15 protein-coding genes are annotated in these 22,079 nt (G+C 68.9%); 2 read left to right on the plus strand and 13 right to left on the minus strand.

Annotation, left to right across the window (positions count from 1 at the left end):
• The first annotated feature begins 252 nt into the window (after positions 1–252).
• Positions 253–3,708, plus strand: coding sequence for a hypothetical protein (locus ACSNOA_RS21170; protein ID WP_436660793.1), 3,456 nt, complete (start codon positions 253–255; stop codon positions 3,706–3,708).
• Complete coding sequence (locus ACSNOA_RS21175; RefSeq protein WP_436660795.1) at positions 3,705–4,100, plus strand: hypothetical protein; 396 nt, start codon at positions 3,705–3,707, stop codon at positions 4,098–4,100. The genes ACSNOA_RS21170 and ACSNOA_RS21175 overlap by 4 nt, the downstream gene beginning before the upstream one ends.
• A 91-nt stretch (positions 4,101–4,191) precedes the next feature.
• Here the strand turns inward: ACSNOA_RS21175 and ACSNOA_RS21180 are convergent, their stop codons facing one another.
• The 13 genes from ACSNOA_RS21180 to ACSNOA_RS21240 form a co-directional block, all read right to left on the minus strand.
• A complete protein-coding gene (locus ACSNOA_RS21180) occupies positions 4,192–4,836 on the minus strand; it encodes a hypothetical protein (RefSeq protein WP_436660797.1) in 645 nt (214 codons plus the stop codon).
• Between the two features lie 124 nt (positions 4,837–4,960).
• Entirely contained in the window at positions 4,961–6,781 is a 1,821-nt protein-coding gene (locus ACSNOA_RS21185; RefSeq protein WP_436660799.1) for a copper resistance CopC/CopD family protein, read from the minus strand.
• A gap of 5 nt (positions 6,782–6,786) precedes the next feature.
• On the minus strand, positions 6,787–7,947 hold the full coding sequence (locus ACSNOA_RS21190; RefSeq protein WP_436660800.1) for a branched-chain amino acid ABC transporter substrate-binding protein: 1,161 nt from the start codon (positions 7,945–7,947) through the stop codon (positions 6,787–6,789).
• A gap of 86 nt (positions 7,948–8,033) precedes the next feature.
• The gene (locus tag ACSNOA_RS21195) at positions 8,034–9,509 is read right to left on the minus strand and encodes an LVIVD repeat-containing protein (RefSeq protein ID WP_436660802.1); all 1,476 of its coding nucleotides are present in this window, start codon (positions 9,507–9,509) and stop codon (positions 8,034–8,036) included.
• Between the two features lie 334 nt (positions 9,510–9,843).
• Positions 9,844–12,477: a glycosyl hydrolase gene (locus tag ACSNOA_RS21200; protein ID WP_436660803.1), complete on the minus strand. Its 2,634-nt coding sequence runs from the start codon at positions 12,475–12,477 to the stop codon at positions 9,844–9,846.
• Between the two features lie 173 nt (positions 12,478–12,650).
• On the minus strand, positions 12,651–13,133 hold the full coding sequence (locus tag ACSNOA_RS21205) for a hypothetical protein (protein WP_436660804.1): 483 nt from the start codon (positions 13,131–13,133) through the stop codon (positions 12,651–12,653).
• A gap of 525 nt (positions 13,134–13,658) precedes the next feature.
• Complete coding sequence (locus ACSNOA_RS21210) at positions 13,659–15,125, minus strand: mannitol dehydrogenase family protein (protein WP_436660806.1); 1,467 nt, start codon at positions 15,123–15,125, stop codon at positions 13,659–13,661.
• Entirely contained in the window at positions 15,122–16,825 is a 1,704-nt protein-coding gene (locus ACSNOA_RS21215) for a glycerol-3-phosphate dehydrogenase/oxidase (RefSeq protein WP_436660808.1), read from the minus strand. The genes ACSNOA_RS21210 and ACSNOA_RS21215 overlap by 4 nt, the downstream gene beginning before the upstream one ends.
• Positions 16,813–17,601, minus strand: coding sequence for a glycerophosphodiester phosphodiesterase (locus ACSNOA_RS21220; protein WP_436660809.1), 789 nt, complete (start codon positions 17,599–17,601; stop codon positions 16,813–16,815). Before ACSNOA_RS21220 ends, ACSNOA_RS21215 begins: the two co-directional genes overlap by 13 nt.
• A 3-nt stretch (positions 17,602–17,604) precedes the next feature.
• Positions 17,605–18,921, minus strand: a complete 1,317-nt coding sequence (locus ACSNOA_RS21225; RefSeq protein ID WP_436660811.1) for an ADP-ribosylglycohydrolase family protein — start codon at positions 18,919–18,921, stop codon at positions 17,605–17,607.
• A gap of 36 nt (positions 18,922–18,957) precedes the next feature.
• Positions 18,958–19,809, minus strand: a complete 852-nt coding sequence (locus tag ACSNOA_RS21230) for a carbohydrate ABC transporter permease (protein WP_436660813.1) — start codon at positions 19,807–19,809, stop codon at positions 18,958–18,960.
• Entirely contained in the window at positions 19,806–20,732 is a 927-nt protein-coding gene (locus ACSNOA_RS21235) for a carbohydrate ABC transporter permease (protein WP_436660814.1), read from the minus strand. Before ACSNOA_RS21235 ends, ACSNOA_RS21230 begins: the two co-directional genes overlap by 4 nt.
• Before the next feature lie 77 nt (positions 20,733–20,809).
• Positions 20,810–22,072 carry an ABC transporter substrate-binding protein gene (locus ACSNOA_RS21240; RefSeq protein ID WP_436660816.1) on the minus strand — a complete coding sequence of 421 codons (1,263 nt, stop codon included), beginning with the start codon at positions 22,070–22,072 and terminating at the stop codon, positions 20,810–20,812.
• Positions 22,073–22,079: the final 7 nt, after the last annotated feature.

The raw sequence follows: 22,079 nt of genomic DNA on the forward strand, positions 1-22,079 counted from the left end.
CCGTCGCTTCCCGAGCAGGCGCGCTGGCCGGATCGCGGCGTGGAGCCGAACAGGATCACGCATAACACTTTGCGGTGATCCAGGGCTACGGCGGCGCGTCGGACCAGGGATTGACGCGGCGGTGCGCACGGAAGAGCTGATACCAACGCTCCGCCGTACACCGGCACCCCGCCCGAAGCCCCTACGATCCTCCTCAGAAGTCGGTAAGGCTCGATGGGCGACGGTCAACTCGCGTTTGTATGGGGGGTACGAATGGTCAACGACTCGTCCGGCTTGCACGGGAGGGATCGGGCGCTCGCGCTTGTCCGCGAGTTCGCGATCCGGCCGGAGTCGGAGGGCATCCCAGCCAGCCGTCGTACGCCGATCCTGATTTTCACCGGCCCCAGGGGCTGCGGGAAGACCGCCCTGCTGAACCTCGTGGAGAAGGGGCTCCACGGCAAGGTCCCCTACGCGCGCGTCGACTGCGGCACGTTGAAGAACGCCACCGCGTGGGAAGTGTTGTCGCTTCTCGCGTTCGACCTCAATCGCAACGCCGCCGGCTACCGTTCGATCCCGTTCCCCCGCTTCGTCACGGCTCAGGTGGCCATCTCTGCGCAGGTCGACTCCCCGGGCCCGGCTGCCCGCGTGATCATGCGGACGGCGCTGGAGAACGCACGGCGCCTCGACCAGCTCCGTACCTTCCTGGCGAACCTGGCGCAGGATGTGACCGGGTCGATTCCGGGAGTGGGCGGCGTTCCGGGGGCGGCCACGGCCGCGCAGTACGCCCCGAACCTCGTTCTGAACGGCCTGGTGTCATGGCGGCGTGGCCGCCGGGTCGTGCTCGGTGAAGGGTTGGAGTGGTACGGCTCCGGCAACCAGGCCTACGACGAGTTGGTCCGGCTCAACCTGCTCACCCGCGAGGACGCGAGCGAGGCCGAACGTAAGGAGGCCACCGAACTCCTGTGGGCCGCGTTCCTGGCCGACCTGCGGGCCGCGTTCGACAAGAGGCGTGCCGGCGCATGGTCGGTGAACTGCGTGCTGCTGCTGGACAACATCGACACCAAACCGGGCCGCCTGCTCTACCGGGCGCTCGCCGACGCTCGCCGCGGCGAAGTCGACCCGCTGACCGTGGTTGCCACCAGCGCGGGCGGCGTGGCCCGGCACGTGGCGCCGGACGAGGAGATCCCCTTCGCCGAGGAGGCGAGCTACGACGACTACCTCGAGCGCCGGCAGGGCACCTACGAGAGCGACTCCTACCCGGTGGCGCTGCGCGACCTGAACCTGGACGAGGTCAAGGACCTGGTGTCCGAGGTCGCCGGCCCCCGGCTCAACGCGCACCGCGCGATCGCGGCTGAGGTGTACCGCTTCACCCGCGGTCACCCCGCCGCTACCGCCGTGATCGTCAAGGCGATCGGCGCCAATACCGGCGGCGCCGTGCCGTTGAAGCGACTGCTGGAGTCCCGGTGGCGAGGCCCGGTTGACCAGGCCGCGGTCACCGTCGAGGAGCGGCTACTGCGCGAGCTGCTCGGCTCGCCGTCGGATGCGGTCCTGGCCACTCTGGAAGCCTGCTCTGCCGCCTCCGACGTCGAGCAGGCCGACGAGTTGGCGCGTAGCGGCCTGGTGCCCCCGCCTCGTGACGGTGTCGGGCTCGTACCCGCCGAACTGCGGGTTCACGACACCGGCACCGGTCGCGTGGTCATGTTGCCCGCCCTCCGTCACCTGCTGGTGCGCCGCCTCGCCGCCGCTCCCGAAAGATGGACGGCAGTGCACACCTGGCTGCGGGACAACGGCAGGAGATCCGACCGCTACTACCACGCCCTGGCGCTGAGGGATGTCGACGCGGTGGTAGAGCGCCTGCAGGAGCTGTTGCCTGACACGCGGGCATGGTTCGCCGAGCTCGACACGGTTACCGCCGCGCCCAACGACCTGGACACCGACGAGTCTGATCCGGCGCGGGTGCTGGCGGCGGCGGGCCGCACCGGACCGGCGGACGAGCCCGGCCGGACGATTGCCCGGGTGGTGGTCGCGTTGTGGGCCGCGAACGACCCCCTGTCCGCCGCCGACCGTGCCGACCTCTGCTCCAGCGCCGCCTGGGATCTGCGGACGCTGGCGCAGCAGCCCGGTGTGACGCGGAACGACTTCTTGAAAGCCGCGACGCTGATCGAGGCCAGGGCCGAGGCCGGCGGCCCCTTCGTGCCGAGCCATTCCGCTCGCCGACAGGCGTCGACGCGACAGCGTGAGCGGGTTGACTTCAGTCCTCCGACGCCGAAGCGGGTGCGGCGCAGGGCACGCATCCGACTGGCGGCGACCGTCTCGGTGGTGGCGCTACTGCTGGTCTCCGCAGGTGCTGTCGGGGTGACCATGTTGACCCGCTGTGGTGAAGGCGTCCAGAAGCGAGACGGCGAGTGTGTCGGGGTCACCGACGGCTCCTACGTGTTCGACGGCCAGCTCGCCGCTGTGCAGCGGCGGATCTTGGAGGAGAACAACCGCGTACGGGAGCAGCCGCACGTCACGGTCGCGCTCCTCACGCCGCTTCTGCCCAACGACGTGGGCAGCGTGACCTGGCAACGGGTCCGCGCCCAGCTCGAGGGTGCCCACGTCGCCCAACTGGCGGCCAACGAGGACAAGCGCGAGCCCAAGGTACGACTGCTGCTGGCCAATCCCGGCAGCCGGGAGCAGGAGTGGCGCCCGGTGGTCGACCAGCTGATCGAGCTCGCCGACGAGGAGCGGCTGGTCGGCGTGATCGGTGTCGGCCAGAGCACCACCAGCGCCCAGCTGACTGCACACGCGCTGTCAGCGGCCGGCGTCCCGATGGTGGCGTCGGTCGTGACCGCCACCGACTTCCATGTTCAACCGCCCGCCGAGCCGGGCGGGCCCACCCGTTACATCAACGGATTCGCTCGGGTCAGCTCCACCACCGGCGAGCAGACCGCGACGCTAACGGACTACCTGGCCGGGCGGGATGTCCGTAAGGCCATGCTCGTCTACGACAACAACGAGGACGACCTCTACACCTCCACGCTCTACAAGGAGTTCAAGGCAGCGGCAGTGGGCCGCAAGCTGGCGATCAGCGTGGAGAGCCGGTTCGACACCGAGGCATCGCTGGACACCCAGTTCCGCGAGATCATGCGGGACCTCTGCGGCGGCGACGCGCCGGACACCGTGCTCTACGCGGGCCGCGCAGTGCTCCTCGACGATCTGATCAACAACCTGCGGCAGCGCGGCTGCGCCCGGGACCGGGTGATCACGCTCGTCACCGGTTCGGACGCGTCGGTACTGCGCACGAGGCCGGACTTGCTCCCTCAGGGCGAGCAGCCGAAGCTGTCCATCATCTACACCCCGCACGTCGACCCCGACGCTGCCCGGCAAATGGGAATCACCGAGTTCGACCAGCTCACTGCCGAGTTCGAGCGGCTCGGGTTCGACACCATCGACCTTGCCGACGGCTGGAGCGTCATGATGCACGACGCGATGCTGGCGCTGTCGGAGGCGATCAGCCGCACCGCCAACGGGTTGAAACCCGGGGAACTACCCACGCGGCAATCCGTGCGCTCCGAGTTGGCGCGATCCGACCGCGAGCGCAACCAGGTGCACGGCGCCGGCGGTACCTTCACACTCGACGCCACGACCGGCAACGCTGTCGGGCGGCGGCTGCCCATCATCGAGGTCACGCCAACCGGGGAGTTCCAGATCAAGGCAATCCTGGCCGCGAGAGCCCACGTGAGATGAACGCTTCCCACCCTGCGGCCCGGGCAGCCCGGACCGCGGCGGCGCTCGACGCCGAGTTCGGCCAGGATCGGCCGCGGATCGTGGTGCTGTGCGGCTCGACCCGCTTCTACGACCAGTTCCAGGAGGCGAACTACCGGCTGACGATGGCCGGGAAGATCGTGCTGTCGGTCGGTTTCTATCCGCACGCGAAAGCGGAGCACGGGCACGGCGAGGGTGTCGGGCACGGCTCCGTCGAGAAGGTGGCCTTGGACGAGCTACACAAGCGGAAGATCGACCTGGCCGACGAGGTGCACGTGCTCAACGTGGGCGGCTACATCGGCGTGTCCACCCGCTCTGAGATCAACTACGCTGAGGCGGCCGGGAAACCGATCACCTACCTGGAGTCGAGGTGACTGGGCAGGACGCCAACGGGGGCCGCCGCGGGCGTCCCTCCTGGTCTTCCACCGGGTGTGGCTCTCGCCCTCTCCATAGGTGGTACTCGCGCTAGCCGAGGCGGGCCAGCGTGGTCTTCATCAACGCCTTGACCTTCTCGTCGGAGTCGGCGCGCTTGCCCACGGACTTGATCTGGGTGTAGCCGACGTAGATGATGGCGTTCGCCTTGCGCACCACGACGGTGACCAGATCGTCGTAGGTCTCCGTGTTCACCTCCGGGGGCGAGGTGTGTACGAGATGCTGCGCGAACCCCTTCCACCCGTTGATCTCGACCGACCGGCTGCCGACCTTGTACTCACCCACCACCGTCGCCGGTCCGCCGAGCACGCTGAACGTCGCCGGGCACTTGTTGGCCTCGGACACGACGGCGTTCCACGTGTCGTCCACCAGCGAGGCGCTCTGGAAGACCACCGCGCCCTGGGTGACGACCGGCAGCGACGACGGCCCCACGATCTGAGGCGCGACGACGGTCCGTCCGGTCGGATTGCCACCCACCGGCTCGATCGCCGGCTCCACGGCCACCTTGACATCCTCGGAACGTTGGACGTACGGACAGGTCGGGATGCTGTTCGGGGGCGTGTAGATGACGTGCGAGGAGTGGCCCTCGTCCTCGATCTCGATCGCGCCCTCGCCCAGGTCGCTGGGGCTGACCAGGCCGGACCGGACCGAGTCCACGGTGTAGGGGGGTTTGGTCACGGGGTCCGGGCTCTCGCTGGAGCAGCCCGCCAGGACACCGAGGGCGAGCAAGCCGGCGGCGATCGTGGTCGATCGGCTCCGGGACGCCTTTCGGTCAGCGCCTCGCATGTGTGTCACCTACCTTTCAGCGTGCCGTGAACTGGACGCGCACGGGTGTCTCGTCGAAGTCGGAAACTCGGATGTCCAGCCGCAGCACCCACTCTCCGGGGAACGGGATGGACATCGAGTTCGCCACGTAGTGGCCGGGCTCGGCCGCGGTGACGGTGACCGGCAGTTTCGGGACGTCGCGGTCGGGTGATTCGAGCTGACCGGAGACCTCGGGCACCGCGACCAGCGAGCCGTCCGGGCCGGTGAGGTAGATGTCGGCCACGTTGTTGCCGGAACGCGCCGGCTCGATGTTCACCTCGATCGAGGCGCCCCGCAGCCCGGCGTCCGACTCGACCGCGGCGGCGGGTACGGGGACGGTGGCCCGCACCGGCGGCGCGTAGCTGGTGCGGGCCGGGGCGGTGTTGACGAGCACGGCTGTGATCGACACGACCGCGACCCCGAGCAGGATCTCTGCCACGACCGAACGGCGCAGCCGGCGCACCGCGGCGGCGGGGGCGGCGTCGAGGCCGAGGGGTTCGCGGCCGCGCCGCCGCACGAACCGCCGCGCTCCCGCGGCGAGACCTACCACGGCGAGGACGACGGCGAGCTTGCCGAGAAGCAGCCGACCGAAGTCGGTCGCGCCGAGCGCGGCCCACGTTCCCACCTGCCGCCAGGACAGGTAGACGCCGGTCGCCGCGATCACCGCGAAGCAGATCTGCGCGAGCCCGGAGAACCTGGGCAGCGCGGGCTCCAGGGTGCTGGCCTGGCTGGTGTCCCGCCTCCCGGCCGGGATGAGGACGCGGGCCGCGAGCGTGATCAGGCCGCCCAGCCACAGGGCCATGGCGAGTAGGTGCAGGCTGGTCGCCGGCACGGCCAGCCAGGTCTGCACGCCGGTCTGCGCGTGATCCGTCAGTGTCCAGGTCAGCGGCAGGGCGACGGCGCCGACCGTGGCGACCGCGGGCAGGACGATCCGGCGGGTGGCGCCGGCCGCTCCGGCCGTCTCGGTTTGTGCCGTCCCGGTGGTCGCCGACACGGTGGTAATGGAGCGCGACCGATGGCGTACGGCGAGCCCGAACGCCACGCCGAGGGCGAGCACGATCACCAGCCGCGCCAGCAGCGCGTGGCCCAACCGGGTGGACAGTGCCGCGCCGAGCAGGTCCGGGTCGAACACTCCGGCCAGCGAGGTGCCGGCGGCGTACGGCCCCTGTACGAGCAGGACCACCACGGTGCCGGCGGCCAGCACGGCGAATCCTGACCACACGATGCGGCGGCCGCGGCGGTCGGTGGGGCCGGCGGGCCAGAGCACGGCCACGAACAGCGCGCCGCCGAGGGCGAGGGCCATACCGAGAAAGGCCAGGGCACGGCCGACCGCGTCGACGACGACGACGGCACGGTGGGCGTCCTGCTCTACGGGGGCGGCCGTTGCGCTCGGATGGCCGATGCTGAACGTGAGCGCACTCGATACCACGTGCGAGTCCGCGGAGGTGACCCGCCAGGCCAGGACGTAGGTACCCTCGGCCAGATCCGTGGGCAGGCTGACCCGCACCGTGTTGGCCTTCCCGTCCACGTGGCCGGGGGTGCCGATCGTCAGCTTCTCCGCGTTGGTGTCGAGCAGCTGGATCGACCGCTCGTTGAAGCTGACCGCCTCGTTGAAGCGGAGCCGGACCTCCGCCGGGGGCGAGGCCAGCACCTCGCCGTTGACCGGCGAGGTCTCCAGCAGGGAGGCGTGGGCGTACGCCGGCTGCGCGGTGGACGCGAGGTTGGTGACCAGGCCGCCGGTCGCGAGGAGGAGGACCACCGCCAGCCGCGTGGCCACCCGGGCCCAGCGATGGCCTGCGAGTTGAATCCTGTGCGTCATCCGAGCTAGTCCGTACGCAACTTGCTGGCCAGGGTGAACGTGCCGCCCCGGACCTGGGCGATGACGTAGTTGTCGTACGTCATCGAGTGATCGGCGGCGAAGCGGAGCACCCCGGTGAAGGTGGTGAAGTCTTCGAGCCGCGGAATGTTGTCCACGACCTTCGAGGGTGCCGTGTCCCCTGCCTGGCGCACCGCCTGCGCCAGCGCGCGGAGCGCGTCGTAGGCCTGCATGGCGTCGCGGCCCGGGTCCCGTCGGTAACGGTCCTTGAAGCGTGCGGTCCACTCCGCCGCCGTCGGGAGAAGCTTCGGGCCCGCGGCCGTGGTGAGGAATGCGTCCTCGGCTGCCCCGCCGGCCGCCTGCAGAAACTCGGGGCCGTCCGACTCGGAGGAGGCCATGAAATGGCCGGTGTAGCCGGCCTGTCGTAGTGCGCTCACCAGTCGTCCACCTGGTCCCGCTGCACCCGTCCAGTAGACGAAGTCCGCCTTGGAAGCGGTGACGGTGCCGGCAAGCTTCGCGAGATCAGGACCGTCGGTGCTCTGCCTGCTCACCGGCAGGCCGTCGGCCTTGACCCGGTCGGTCACCAGGCCGGACAGCCGCTGTGAGGCCGGCGAGCCGTCATCGAGCACCGCCACCTGCTGCGTGCTCCGGTAGGCCATCCAGTGCACCGCGGCCAGCGCCTCCTGGTAGACCGTCGCCTCCATCGGGAACACCGACGGCACCCCGGCTTCGATCACCCGGTCGGCGCGGGCGGAGGTGACCAGGAACGGCGTGCCAGCTGCGGCCACGGCCTTCGCCGCCGCCACCGCCGCATCCTCACACAGCCCGCCGACCACCCCCACGACCTTCTTGGCGGCCAGCCCCGTCGCCCCCTGCTCGCCGGTCGCCGGCGTGCAGCCGCCGTCCTCGACGACCACCTTCACCTGCCGCCCCAGAACCCCGCCCTGATCGTTCAGCTCAGCGACAGCGAGCTGCGCCCCGTCGACGAGGTCCTGCCCGCGCTCAGCCATGTCGCCTGACAGCGGGGCCAGCACCCCGAACGTGATCTCGCCCCGCAGCTTCGGGGCGCCCCCGCCCTCGTCGGAGCCAGAGCACGCGCCGACCAGACCGCTCACCATCAGCGCGGCCGCGCCCAGCGCGACCGAGCGCACGGCACCTCTGCGTCGCACCGTTCTACCTCCAGGTCCGTCACCACCGAAAGCCGGCCCGGGCGCAGCGGTCGCCGCGCTCGGGCCGGTGCTTTCGTTTCAGACGGTTACTTGTCGCACGAGTTCCAACAGATCTTGTCGTCCGGCGCGCCGGCCAGCTTGCCGTCGAACCGCAGGACGTCGACGCCCCGGTTGTAGTCCGCGACGTAGACCAGCCCGTTGTGCCAGTAGACGGCCGACGCCGAACCGCCGGTCACACCCTCCCCCGCCGGCACCCGGAAGTAGCCGACCTGGGTCGGGTTCCTCGGGTCCGACACGTCGATGAAGCGGGTGCCCTGCCCGTACCACCCCTGCGCCACGATGTTGCCGTTGACGGTGAACCAGTGCGCGGAGCAGCTACCGGTGGTGGCAGAGCCCTCCTTGCCCCACGGCGACCAGTGGCTGATCAAGTCCAGCCGGAACGGATTCTCCGGCGTGGAACGCCAACCTTGGCCGTCGTAGCTGCCCTTCAACGAGGCAATCTTGAACTCGCCCGCCCGGGAGCAGGTCGTGATGTTCTCGTTGGTGATGTAGAGCAGCTCGCCCTTGTCGAAGTCGCCGACCTTCTCCGTGTTGTGGTACGCGTTGTGGTCGAAGAAGTCGAAGAAGTCGGTGCCCGCCGGGTTGGTGGCCACGACGGTCCCGCCCGCGTACGGCACCGGGTCGTACGCCGTTGCGACGCGGTTGCGCTTCTGCACCGGGTCGTAGTGCCGGCCCTCGGTCCAGTAGCCGCGTACGCCACCCTCACCGGAGGCCCAGGCGATGCCGTTCTTGTCGACGTCGACGCTGTGCACGTAGTCGGTGACCCCGTCGTGCCGACCGAGATCGACCGCCTGGTCGAAGGTGTACGGGTGCTTGATGTCGTGGATGTCGGTCACCCGCACCGGCACACCCTTCCAGGAGGGGTCCTGGCCTGGCGTCCCGGTGTTGGCCGGACCGACCGACCAGAGGTACTTGCAGTCGTTGATGCAGGTGGCCGTGTGCCCGGCCGGAATCGGGTGGAAGGTGACGACTTCCGGCTTCCACGGATTCTTGACATCGACGATGTAGACACCGGACTGACCGGTCGAGACGGTGCCACCGAAGCCACGCGGGTCCCGGGTGAGGAAGACCAGCTTGCGCTTCGGGTCGACGGTCATGTTCTCGCCTTCCCAGAACCTGTCCTGGGTGTCCCCCGGCAGGCGCAGCTCGGCCGCCGTGATCTTCGAGACCAGGGCCGGGTGCTTGGGGTCCTTCAGCGACCAGACGGCGAGACCGCCGGTGCCGTTGGCGAACATGAAGTCGTAGCCGTACTTGTCGTAGTTGATGAAGTTCAGCGCCGAGTAGCCGCTGACTCCCCTGACGTTGTCGATGAACGTGACGTTGCTTGCGACGGCGGTCGTCGGCTCATTGTGAACGTCGTCCAGGACCGCCCCGCCGTGGGCGGAGTTGTCCGACGGGCTCGATCCCGGGCCGGCGGCGAATGCCGCGCTGGCTCCACCGAGCTGCAGTGCCACAGCCGTCGCCAGAGCGACTGCACTCGCGACGAGGGGCTTCGTTCTCACCACATGTCTCCCTTTGGCATTTCTCCCTTGGTGACTCTCAGCGCAGCTTGGTCACCGCGCAGCCGAAGAGCACACAGGGGATGACACTAAAGACGGCACGAGCGGGCCGTCATGGTGCAGTTGTCGAGGAAGGCGGCCCTACCACTACGTCAATCGTCGTGATCATGCAACGCCGCACGTCAGAGCAGCGACGGCGCCGGCATGAGCGCGCCGACGGCGAGCACTCCCCACACGGCCACCAGGACAGACCGGTCGCCGGCGGCTTCCTCTTTGTCTGTCTATGCCCACCGGTGGCCGGCCGGGTCCTCTCGGACCCGGCCGGCCCGTCGGACGGTCAGAGCTGGGCCAGTTGGAACGCCCAGATGCCGCGGCCGTGGGTGGCCACGTAGACCGAGTTGTCGATCGAGTTGTACTCGACGTCCATGCCGACGGTCAGCGGCAGGCCGGTGCCGAGCCGCTGCCAGGTGGTGGCACCTGGTGCCCGGTAGAAGGTGGCCAGGTCGGTGGCGAGCACCAGCGCGCCGTTGGCCAGTTCCTTGATCGAGCTGGCCGGCACGTCCGGCAGGTTCGCCGAGACGTCCTTCCAATTCACACCGGCATCGGTGGTTTCGAAGACGTGGCCGAAGCCGGCGCCCGGGCCCTCGGTGAAGCGGCGCGAGAACCCGTTGACCGCGACGAAGGCGTGCGACGGGTTGGCCGGGTCGACCCCGACGCCCTGCAGGAACCGGTTCGGGAAGTCACCCGGCAGGGTGACCTGGTGCCAGGTCGACGGGTCGTTGACCTTGCCGACCGCCAGGCCCCGAGCAAAGCCGGCGTTGTTGCACGGCCCGCACCAGCCGACGTACGCCATGCCGCCGGAGACCGCGACCGACGTGGCGGTGCGGCCGGCGCCCAGGTCGAACACGTTGGTCCAGCCCTTGCCGTCCCTGATCGAGTAACCCTTGGTGTTCACCCAGACATGCTGGCCACCGGCCACCCAGACGTTCGCGTCGTGGTCGTCCGGTGCGAACGGCCCGATGAACCGGGCCGGCTCGTCGCCCGGCGACGAGGTGTACGGCTGGATGTCGCGCGAGGTCGACGTGTCCGCCGTGCCCGGGCCGGGGTTCGCGTTGCAGTTCTCCGTGACCCGCATGGCCAGGTTGGTGTACTCCTGGACCTGCCGGCAGCCGTTGGCCGGGTCGGCCTGCGCGTCGCCGCCGTCGCCGCCGAAGTGGGAGCCCATCACCGTGTCGCCGGGACGCAGGATGGACGTGCCGTTGTCCTGCAGCCCGCCGGAGACGATGGTGCCGGCCTTCCCCGGGTCCTTGCCAAGCGCCACCGAGTAGTACTGCAGCGCGTCGATGGTGCCGTCGTTGAGGCTCTGCCAGTCGGTGGCGTGCCCGTCTCGGTCGGTCTTCCCGTTGATCGGCCGCCGGTAGACGCCGCCGTCGTTGCCGACGTAGACGAAGCCGTTGCCGACCGCCACGGAGTGCTGGTCGGAGTGGGTGGTCTTGCTACAGGTGTTCTGCGCGTCCGAGATGCTCCAGCAGGGGAAGTTGAAGTTCCAGTACGGACCCACGGTCTTCCAGTTCGCGCCGGCGTCGGTCGACTCGTAGACCTCCTCCAGCCCGGCCCAGAGGTGATTCGGGTTGGCCGGGTCCACTGCGAGGAACTGGTTGTACCAGGCCTGGATGCCCGGGCCGTACCCCTTGCCGCCGACCGACTGCTTCAGCGCCGAGCCGGAGTTACCGAGCTTCGACGAGTCGGCGATCTTGGACCACGGGCCGGCGGGATTGCCGGTGTGGGAGACGTAGATGCCGTCCAGGTAGCTGTTCACGTTACCGGCCGGCTTGTTGAGCAGCCGCGGCGACTGGTTGATCGCGTACAGCGTGCCGCCGTCCGCGGAGAACGCGAACGTCACGTACCCGATGTCGTCGGCCGGCATGGCGCCGGTCGGGTTGACCTTCGTCCAGCCGCCCGCCGTGTAGTCGGCGGTCTCGTAGAAGCCGTTGTACGTGTCGCCCGAGCGCCACGCCGAGGCGACGATCACGTGCTTCGGGTTGCGCGGGTCGGCCGCCACATCGTTGACGATGTTCTTGTACGCGGCGTCGGCGTCGCCAGCGTCCGCACCACCCGGCAGGTAGCTCGGGTTGGGCGTGAACTCGAGCTTCCAGGCGCCGGAGGTGCTGCCCATCGGGTGGGAGAACAGGCCCCGGTTGGTGGCAACCCAGACCTTGCCGTCGAAGAACCGCAGCTTGTTGATGACGGTGCTCTCCAGCTCGGCTCCTCCGACCCGGTCCGTCGGCTTGAACGTGCCGGTCTTCGGGTTGGCCAGGCGGTAGACGCCGGCACCGACGTACGAGGTGCCGCCGGTGTTCCCTTCGCCCGTCGCGTACCAGAGCGAGCCGTCGGCGGCGAGCACGACGTCACCGCTGGACAGAGTGGGCAGGGCGTCCGTGATCGGCGTCCAGCTCCCGCCGCCGATCGAGGAACGCCACACGCCACCGTCGGCGCCGGCCGCGTACACGTAGCCGCTGTTGTCCGCCGCGAGGCCGGTGATCCGGCCGGTGACCAGACCGGCGCCCCCGGACGAGTTGGACGCGTAGTCGCGGTAGCGCGGGTCGTCACCGTCGTACTTGATGTTGGTGACCTCGCGCCAGCTGCCCTTCGTCGCAGGGAGCGCGTTCAGCTGGCTCAACGCGTTCGAATAGGCGCCCGGAGCGACGATGCCCGGCGCGTAGCGGGCCTGAGCGAACTGCTCGGCGATGATGCGGGCCTCGAAGGCCTCCTCGCCCGCCTCCTCGGACGACTCGCCGGCCGCCATTTCCATGAATTCCCTGGGGTGCCAGGGCATGTTGGCGCCCGGCTCGTCGGCCAGGCCGAGGGCTTCCTGCACCTCGTGGTTGGTGGCGACGACGCCACCGAGCGCGGCGGTCAGCACCAGCGCGCCCGCGATTGTCGCTGACTTGCGCCAGCGGGACTTGGACATACGAATCCTCCCGGATTCAGAGGGATCCCGGGCCTGGTGGCCCGGAGTGGAAAGCACGGCGATAGATGGCCGCCACGGCGCCCAGGAACCAAGCTTGGGCGCGCGTCTCGGATCCTCATTCGTGCACCCGATGACGATGGGCTGCTCACTGTTGCGAGACGGCGCGAAGAGGATCAGGTCCGGGTCGGCGGGGCCCGCGTGGGCAGGGTGCCGCGCGGTGGCAGCGGTACGGCCGGCTCCCGGTAGTGGGCCGGGACGACGGCCGTGTCGGACGTGCCGCCGATGCCAGCGGGCGCGGCACGGAAGAGATCATCCGGTCCATCGCTGGCAACAACGCAGACGCGCTGGTCACCAGGGTTTCCACCACAGAGGTCCGCCCGCGCGTCCAACGGAGTGGCGGGCACGACGTGCGCGACGGCAGCCTGATCGTCGCCGGGAGGCGGGGCGGCGAAACGGTCCGCCGGGGTACCCGGAGCGGCGACGGGACGTCCGTCCAAAGCCGCAGAAGGAACGGACGGTGCGGCGTGGATGATCGACCTGTGCGTGGAAGTGACCAGCGCGCCGGGCTCAGGATCCTCCGCGCGAACAGGCGCGCCCAAACCGGCCAGGACGATCGCCAGCGCGACGACGGCAGTCAGCCGATCGAGCACGCGCATGGCAGGCCTATCAGTCGGAGGGCCGAGCCGCTCGGACGGGCGGCACAGGGCCGCCGGCCGGAGCCGGCCTTGAGAAGAACAGGGAGGGTCGATCGCTTCGCCCGAAGCCACGCTAGCAACAGCACTTGCCGGCGGGCAATGATGTGGTGGTCGTACTTTCAGCTGGTCAGCCCCTCCCATGTGGCAGCGCCGCTAGGTGGCGGCTCGGCACGTGCGGCGACGGGTCGAGATAGGCCAGCAGAGGAAGGATCATCTGAGGTGGAGTGTCAGCGAAGGCGGAACACGATCAGCGTGCTGCCCGCGTTGACGCGAACAGCAGTCCGTCGTGATGTCTCAGCGACCCCTGCGCTGCCAGGGCGTCGACCGGCGCGCCGACGGTAACCCGCCCAGCCCGACCGTCTCGTACTCCCCCGCCGGGGTGAGACGCCCGTCCTCGGCGCGGTCGTACACTGTTCGGCTGCGGCAGGACGTGAGCAGGAAAGACATTCCCGTTAAGTCTCCGTGATCGGTCAGGGGGCCTCGGGCTCAACTCTCGAGCGAGGCCACCGCGCGACGAACAGCTGCGTGCACGCCCTCAGAGGCAAGCGTGGCGACACTCGTCCGGTACGTCTCCACGAACCCCGCGTGGCTGGCCAGTCCCCATCCCTGGAAGGGACCCGCCTCCAACGCAGCCAGCGGGTCGGCGGACCGCAGCAACCGCCAGTCCCTGTCGTGCAGGTTCGGCTCGGACGCGACCCCCTCGCCTCGTCCGTCGTACCCGTTGACGTATTTCCGAAAGGCAGCAACCAGCAGCGCCAACCGGCGAACGTCACCCCCACGCAACAGCTCGCCGGCGGTGGCACGGACGAATGCCGGAAGCTTGGCCGCTCCGTCACTGGCGACACGCGCAACCGTGTCGGGTAGGGCCGGGTTGCCGAAGCGCGTCAGAACCTGACGTGCGTACGCCGACAGCGACACGCCGCTCGGCGGTCGCAGCCTAGGCGCGACATCTTCGGCCATGAAGGTGCTGACCAGCCCGGCGAGCAGCGGATCCGCGGCCGCCTCGTGAATGTATGTGTGCCCAGCGAGGAGCGCGGGATAGGCGAGCATCGAGTGCGCCGCGTTCAAGAGTCGCTGCTTCACGGTGACAAACGCCGCCACGTCCGCGCGCATCTCCACGCCCACCTCCTCCCAGGCGGGCCGCCCACTGCAGAACTCGTCCTCGACGACCCACTGGCGGTAGGCCTCGCTGAAGACCGGCACCCGGTCCGGTAGACCGGTGATCCTGTTCAGCCGATTTCGGATGGGCGCGGTAACGGCGGGAGCGATGCGGTCGACCATGGAGCTGGGAAAGGTCACGTTTCGCTCGATCCAGCGCGCCAGTCCGGGATCGGTCGCCTCCGCGAAACCCAGGGTCGCCGCCTGAGCAGCCGCGCCGTTGTCCGGCAAGTTGTCACAGGACAAAACGGTGAAGGGGCCCGCTCCGGCATCCCTTCGCGCGCGCAGGGCAGCGGTGAGCACGCCGAACGTCGTTTCCGGAACTTCCCGAGCGAGGTCCGCGGCTATCTCCGGCTCGTCGACATGGAACTCACCGGTGACCGGGTCGAGGTGGTAGCCGCCTTCGGTGATGGTGAGACTGACTACCCGGATGCTCGGCATGCTGAGCGCGTGGACCACCGCGGCCGGGTCGGCGGGGCCATGCAGGTAGTCGACGATCGAGCCGATGACTCGCCACTCCTGCCGGCCGTCAGGATGGAACACGGTGTGGCTGTACAGGTTTCCCTGCTTCGCGAAGGCCGATGCGCGATGTGTCGCGTGCTGGTTGCCGAGCAGCTCGACGCCGAACACTCCCCAGAGACTTTGGTCGGTACGTCGGGCCAGCAACTCGTCCAGGTAGACGGCCTGATGCACCCTGTGGAAGTTGCCGACGCCGATGTGCGCGACGCCCGGTGTCACACCGGCTCGTTCGTAGCCTGCCGTGCGGGCACGGGCCAGGATCGCCTCGTCTGTCATGCGACCTTCGCCTGCAAGAAATCGGTGAGCTGCTCGTCGGACAGGTCCGCGTGTTCCCGCTCCAGGGCGACCTGTGATTGGTAGTTCTCGACCTCCGTCGCCACACGGCCGGCGCTCCACCCGAACGCCCGAGCCACGAGGCCCGCCACCTCCTCAGCGCAGCGGAGTCCACGGTCGAAGGTCTCGATGCGCACATGTGTGCGCCGGGTCAGCACATCCTCGAGGTTCCTCGCCCCTTCGTGCGTCACCGCGTACATGATTTCCGCGCGCAGGTAGTCCTCCGCTCCGTGAACCGGCTCGGCGAGGGCTGCGTCGTCCTCGATCGTGGACAGGACCTCAGGCAGCAGGGATCCGTAGCGACGGAGGAGATGCTCGACCCGGTGCACCGGCAATGCCGCGTTCTCGGCTATTGCATGCCGCGAGTTCCACAGCGCCGGGTAGCCGTCCGCCCCGAGCAGCGGGATCTTCGCCGTGCATGACTCGGGCATCTCCCACTGGAGCAGCCCGCGCAGGTCGGCGACCGCCGCGTCGACCGCGTCCTGGGCCATGACCCGGTAGGTCGTGAACTTGCCGCCTGCGACGATCGTCAAACCGGGACGCGGGCTGGCCACGGTGTGCTCTCGCGACAGGGTCGTGGTGAGGTCGGAGTCGCCCGAGAGCAGCGGCCGGAGCCCGGCGTAGACGCCCTCGACGTCCGCGGAGGTCAGCGGGCGCTGCAGGACGGTGTTGACCCGGGCCAACAGGTAGTCCACGTCGCTACGCGTGGCCACACAGTCGTCGTTGTCGTAGCCCCAGTCGGTGTCCGTCGTACCCACGAGCCAGTGGCGTCCCCACGGGATCACGAACAGGACCGACTTCTCGGTGCGCAGGATCATGCCGGTCTGAGCGTTGATCCGGTCGCGCGGCACCACCAGGTGCGTTCCCTTGCTGGCGCGCACCGACGGGGAGACGGCGCCACCCGCCAGCGCCCGCGTCTGGTTCGTCCAGACGCCGGTCGCGTTGACGACGTGCTTCGCCGCGATCGTCATCGTCCGGTCGCACTCCGGGTCGTGTACGACAGCTCCGGTCACCCGGTCGCCTGACCTGGTGAAATCCATCACCCGTGCCTGCGACGCGACGTGGGCGCCGTAGGCGGCCGCGGTTCGGGCCAGGGAGAGCGTGTACCGGGCGTCGTCGACCTGCGCGTCGTAGTACTGGATGGCGCCGACAAGCGCGTTCTCACGGAGCGCGGGTGCCAGGGCGAGCGCCTTACGCCGGCTCAGATGTCGGTGGCCGGGGACACCACGCGGGCGCCGGGACGGCAGGCTCAGTCCGTCGTAGAGGGCGACCCCCGCGCCGACGTACAACCTTTCCCACCCGCGGTGCATGAGCGGGTACATGAACGACACGGGACGAACCAGGTGCGGCGCCAGATCGTTGAGAAGCAGGCTCCGTTCCTTCAGCGCCTCGGCCACGAGCCCGAAGTCGAGCATCTCGAGGTATCGAAGGCCGCCGTGGATGAGCTTGCTCGAGCGGCTGGACGTTCCCGCTGCGAAGTCCCGCGCCTCGACCAGTCCCACCCGGAGTCCCCGGGTGGCGGCGTCCAGCGCACAGCCTGCTCCCACGACCCCACCCCCGACGACGAGCACGTCGACGCCGTCGGCGGCCATCGTGGCGAGGGAACGTTCGCGAAACTGCGGCGACAGAGCTACCGGGCGCATGAGTCTCCCGCACTCCTGGACTCGGACAGCGCCTGTACGTGCCGGGGCACGTCGTCGACCACCAGGGCGTCGACATGTGCCGCCGCGAAGTCGAGTGCCTCGCGCGTGTCCGGGCACCAGACCAGCACCTGCCGCTGAGAGGAATGGACTCTCTCGACGACGCTCTCGATCGACGGCGCGGTGGCGCTTGCCGAGGGGTCGCGCCACAGCGAGCTGGTGTGTACGGCGAGCACCTGCACGTCGAGGTGAGCGGCGGCCGCGACGGCATGCCCGATGGGGAACTGCTTCCACGTGAGCAGACCGAGCGCCATGTCGGGCACGGCCTCGCGCATGTGTCTCAAGGCTCCTGGGTCGAACGAGAGAGCGAGCGCCGGCCTGTCCCCCAAGGTGCGCTCACAGGAGCGCGCCAGGAGTGTCGCGGTGGTCGAGTCCGCGGACCGAGCGGCATCGTGCAGCCCCGACTTGACGTCGAATACCACACCCAGGGTGAGCGGCAGCTCCTCCAGAAGATCGTCCAGCCGGACCAGACCGCGCCGCGCCGCCTGGCCGCTCGTCATCTCCGCGATGTAGCGTCCGTCCGGCAGAACGGGGTCATGGGTCACCATGAGGTCGTCGTCCGTGGTGCGCTGGACGTCGAGCTCCACCCAGTCGAGCCCCGCCTCCGCCGCCGCGCGGAAGGATTCCACCGAGTTCTCTCGGTACCCGGCGACGAGGCCCTGCCCCATTCCGCGATGGCCGATCAGTGCGGGTTGGTCATTGAAGACCCGCCACGTCATGTGTCACCTCCCCCTGGTGGCGGACGTGAGCGTGCTCGCGAGCCGCGCAGTCCGGGCGGCCAGCTCGGTGATCGTGATGCGGTCGAAGTCCCGCACGGCGCTGCGGACATGAACGTGCGTGGTTCCGACCAGCTCCGCCGGGATACCGTCGGGCCCGTGCAGGGCGCCGTAGACGCTGCCGACCGTCGCGGCATTGGAGTCGGTGTCACGTCCACCTGAGATGGTGATGCCGACCGCGTCCATGAAGTGCCCGCCCCACAACAGGCCGATCGAGATGAGCGCCGCGTTGTTGATCGTGTGCACCCAGGGGTAGTCGCCGAGCGCCTCGTCCACCCAGTCGAGGGCCTCGACTCGCCCGGCGCCCTGCTGGCGCAGCGCAAGCACATGAGCGAGGGCGGAATGGAGTCTGGACCGGGGCGGCACCACAGACAGCGCGTGGCGGAGAGCCTGCTCGATGCTGTCGACGGCGAGCGCCGCAGCCACGAGCGCGGCCGCCCACATCTCGCCGTACTTGCCGTTGGCCGTGTGGCTCAGCCGGGCGTCCACGAGCGCCAGGCGGGCCGCACCCGCGGGATCGCCGGGCGACACGTAGCCGAAGGCGTCGCCCCGGATGAGCGCCCCGATCCACTCCCGGTACGGGTTGTCGGTGGTCGCGGTGGCGGGTGGGCGCAGACCACCGATCAGGTTGCGGTACGCCGCCCGCTCGGCCGTGTAGGTCTGGGTGAACGGCACCCGGTCCAGCCACGCGGCGGCGATCTGCTCCGTCGTGAAGCCGGCTCCGTGCGTCTCCATGACGTGCAGGGCCAGGATCGTCCAGTCGATGTCGTCGTCGCGGGGCACGTCGACGAAGCGGCCGGCCGTCGCGACCGCTGCGGACGGATGCAGCGTGCCGACTCCTTCGGGCAACGGGTCCAGCAGCGGAAGGTAGCCCGTCTGCGGCCACTGGCCCGCAGCGCGGAGATAGATTTCGATCTCCGGGCGGGTCAGGCCTTCCACCGGCTTGCCGAGCGTGTTGCCGACCGCGCGGCCGAGCCAGGCGCCCCGGATTCGCTCTGGCAGGAGCTCTCGGTCGACCTCGACCAGCGGGGCGGTGGCGGCGTGATCCAGCAGCACGCGGTCGTCCTCTGGCTCCTCGTGGTCCCAGTCGGGATCCCGCTCGAGTCTCGCGAGCCGCGTCCGCACCTCGGCCAGCCCGGTGAGGTCGCCCTGAGTCGCCGCTTCATGAGCAGCCGCCCGCAGGTCACCGACCGGGTACCCGCTGAGGGCGAGCTGCTCGGCCTCGTCGGGCACGAGGTCGCGCAGGTCAAGTACGTCGTGCATGTGCGTCCTGACTTGAAGGAAGAAGGAGGGGTCGGGTCAGCCCTTGACGGCGCCGGAGAGGAAGCCCTGGGTGACCTGCTTCTGCAACGCGACGAAGAGCACCACGACGGGCAGGATGGTGATAAGGGTGCCCGCCGCCAGCGGCCCGATGTCGATGGAGCGCCCACCGAGGAAGAGGTACAGGCCCGTGGTCAGCGGCCGGTACTCGCCGCTGGGGATGTACAGCAGTGGCACGAGGAAGTTGTTCCAGTTCTGCAGGAAGGTGAACACGGCGAGTGCGCCGATTCCCGAGCTGACCAGAGGGAGAACCACCTTCAGGAAGATCTGCCACTCGGAGGCACCGTCGATGCGAGCGGCCTGATCCAGCTCGACCGGGAGGTCGGAGAAGAACGCGCGCATGAAGAACGTGCCGAACGACAGGCCGGTGCTGGCCAGCACCAGGTTGACCCCGAGCAGGCTGTCCAGCAGTCCCATGCTGCGGAGCTGGAAGTAGAGCGGGATCATGTAGGTGAAGAACGGCACGAGCAGGCCCAGGACCACCAGGTAGAACAGGAGACTGCGCCCGGGGAACGGCAGTCGCGCGAACGCGTACCCGGCCATCGTCGAGAGCACCACGACGAGCAGCGTGCTCGGCACCGACAGCAGGAAGCTGTTGACCACGTAGCTGCCGAAGTCCCCCACCGTCCAGGCCTTCACGATGTTCTCGGTGGAGAACGACGAGAACAGACCGAAGGGGTTCACCTTCACATCGTGGCCGCTCTTTAGGGCCGTGGAGACCGTCAGCACCAGAGGGAAGAGCATCAACGCGGACATGCTGAGCAGGAGAAGGTGCTTACCGGTCAGGAGTAGGCGGTCACGCGTGCTGGATCCAGGGGTCTTGTCACTCATGCGCCCGTTCCTTGGAGTGAGAGCTTGCGTTGCAGTCGGTTCATCCAGACGGCGAACGGGATCGAAATCACCGTGATCATCAGCGCGAGCGTGGTGCCGTAGGAGATCCGGTTGAGCTGGAACGCGCTGCTGTAGGCGTAGGTCCCGAGGACCTCGGTGGCGCCGGCTGGGCCGCCGCCGGTCATGACGAAGACGATGTCGAAGACGCTGAAACCACCCACCAGCGTGATGGTGGTGACCATGAGGAACACCGGCATGATCTGCGGAAGGATGATGTGGCGCAGCCGCTGGAAGCCGTTCGCCCCGTCAAGGCGGGCGGCGTCGACGAGGTCGATGTCGACGTTCCGCAACGCCGACAGGAAGATGACGAAGACGAAGCCGACGGTGGCCCAGATCGCGGTGCCGAGTACGGCGTACAGCGCGGTGTTCGGGTCACCCAGCCATCCCCTGGCGAGAGAGCCCAGCCCCACCGACTCAAGGACGCGATTGAGCCAGCCTCGCGAGGGTTCGTAGATCCAGCCCCAGACGACTCCGACGGCGACCTGTGGCAGCACGAACGGCAGGAAGAACGCGATCCGGTAGAGCACGCTCCCGCGCCGGACGTTCCAGACCAGCACGGCGAGGCCCAGCCCGAGAATGATGGGAGCGGACGTACCGATGACAATCCAGATGACGTTGTTCTTGAACGCGGCCCATACGTCCGGGTCCTGCACCAACTCGGTGAAGTTCGAGAACCCGATCCACGGCGGGCTGGGATCGAAGCCGTTGAAATCGACGAAGGCGTAGTAGACCGCGTTCGCCATCGGCAGCAGCAGGAAGACCGCCACCATGGCGGTCAGCGGAGCCACCATGATCACGCCCAGCCGCGCCTGCGCCCTGCGCGTGACGCGCGGAGTCTCCGCGTTGACGGTTCGCCAGGGCAAGCGGCGACGGGTTGTCGCTCCCCGCTCCGGCGCCGTGGTCGGCGCCGGAGCTGTCGCCCTGGCCGGAGCGCCTGCAGTCACCGCTTGGCCGCTGTCTCGAGACTCGCGGCGACTTCCTCAGCGGTCTGCTGACCGGTGAGGATCGCCTGCACACCGTCGTACATCGCCTTGTTGAACGTGTCGGAGGCCATCACGTCGATGTTGTAGCCGAAGTCGCCGCCGGCGCTCACCTTGGCGGTGTCGTTCAGCACCTGCGCCAACATGGGCGAGACGTCGAGGTTGGCGGTGTCCATGGGCCGCGGTGGGATCGTGTGCAGGTTCTCGACTGTCCAGCGGCCATGCTCCTCTGACTGGAGGAAGTCGAGGAACTTTTCCGCGGCGTCCTTGTTCCGCGCGGTCTTGGAGATCCAGGGACCGGAGCCCAGTCCACCGGTGAAGATTCCGGGGCCATTGGGCGCCGGGAACGGGATGTAGCCGACCTCGAAGTCCGCGCTGTCGTCGATCTCGCCGACCAGCCAGCTGCCGGTCGGAATCATGGCGGCCTCACCGGAGAAGAACATCGCGGTCGAGGTGTCGTAGTCCACGGAGGTGGGTGACTTGGGCAGGTACCCAGCCTTGTTGAAGTCCGCCCACAGCTGCAGCGCTGCCGCGACCTCCGGGGACTTCCAGGACTTCTGGCCGCTGAGCAGGGCCTCAATCCCGTTCCCGCCGACCGCGCTCGACAGGGCCATGCTGAGGAGGTGCCCGCCCTCCCACGCTTCCTTGTCGCCGACGGCCAACGGCACCTTGCCGGCCTTGCGGATCGCCTCCGCGGCCACCTTGAGATCATTCAGGTTCTGCGGCTGGTTGAGCCCGAGATCGGCGAAGATCTTCTTGTTGTAGAAGAGACCGACGGTCTCGAGTTCGCCCGGGACGCCGTAGACCTTCCCGTCGTAGGTGACTCGCTCCTTGGCGAAGTCGAAGACTTTCCAGTCGTACTTCTCGTAGGCGTTGGTCAGGTCCTGCACGAGGCCGGCCTTCACCAGGGCCCCACCGAAGCTCGGGCCCGAGCCCCAGCTGAACACGTCGGGTCCTTCACCGGAGCGGAGCTGCGTCTGCAGGACCGTGCGCATGTTGTCGAGGGGAAGCGTGCTGACCTCTACGTCGATGCCGGACCGCTTCTCGAAGTCGGCGATGTGCTCCTTGAGAGCCTTCAGAGCTTCCGCGTCCTCCGGCTCCTCGATCAGGTACTTGAGGGTCTTGGAGTTGCTGTCGGAGGAAGCGGGGACTCCTCCGGTGCACGCCGCCAACAGAAGGCACGCTGTGGTGGCGGCCAGGATCTTCAGAGGTGGGATGCGCATGCGTCGG

Origin of the sequence: Micromonospora sp. URMC 103 (assembly GCF_051386435.1) — a bacterium.
GTDB lineage: Bacteria > Actinomycetota > Actinomycetes > Mycobacteriales > Micromonosporaceae > Micromonospora.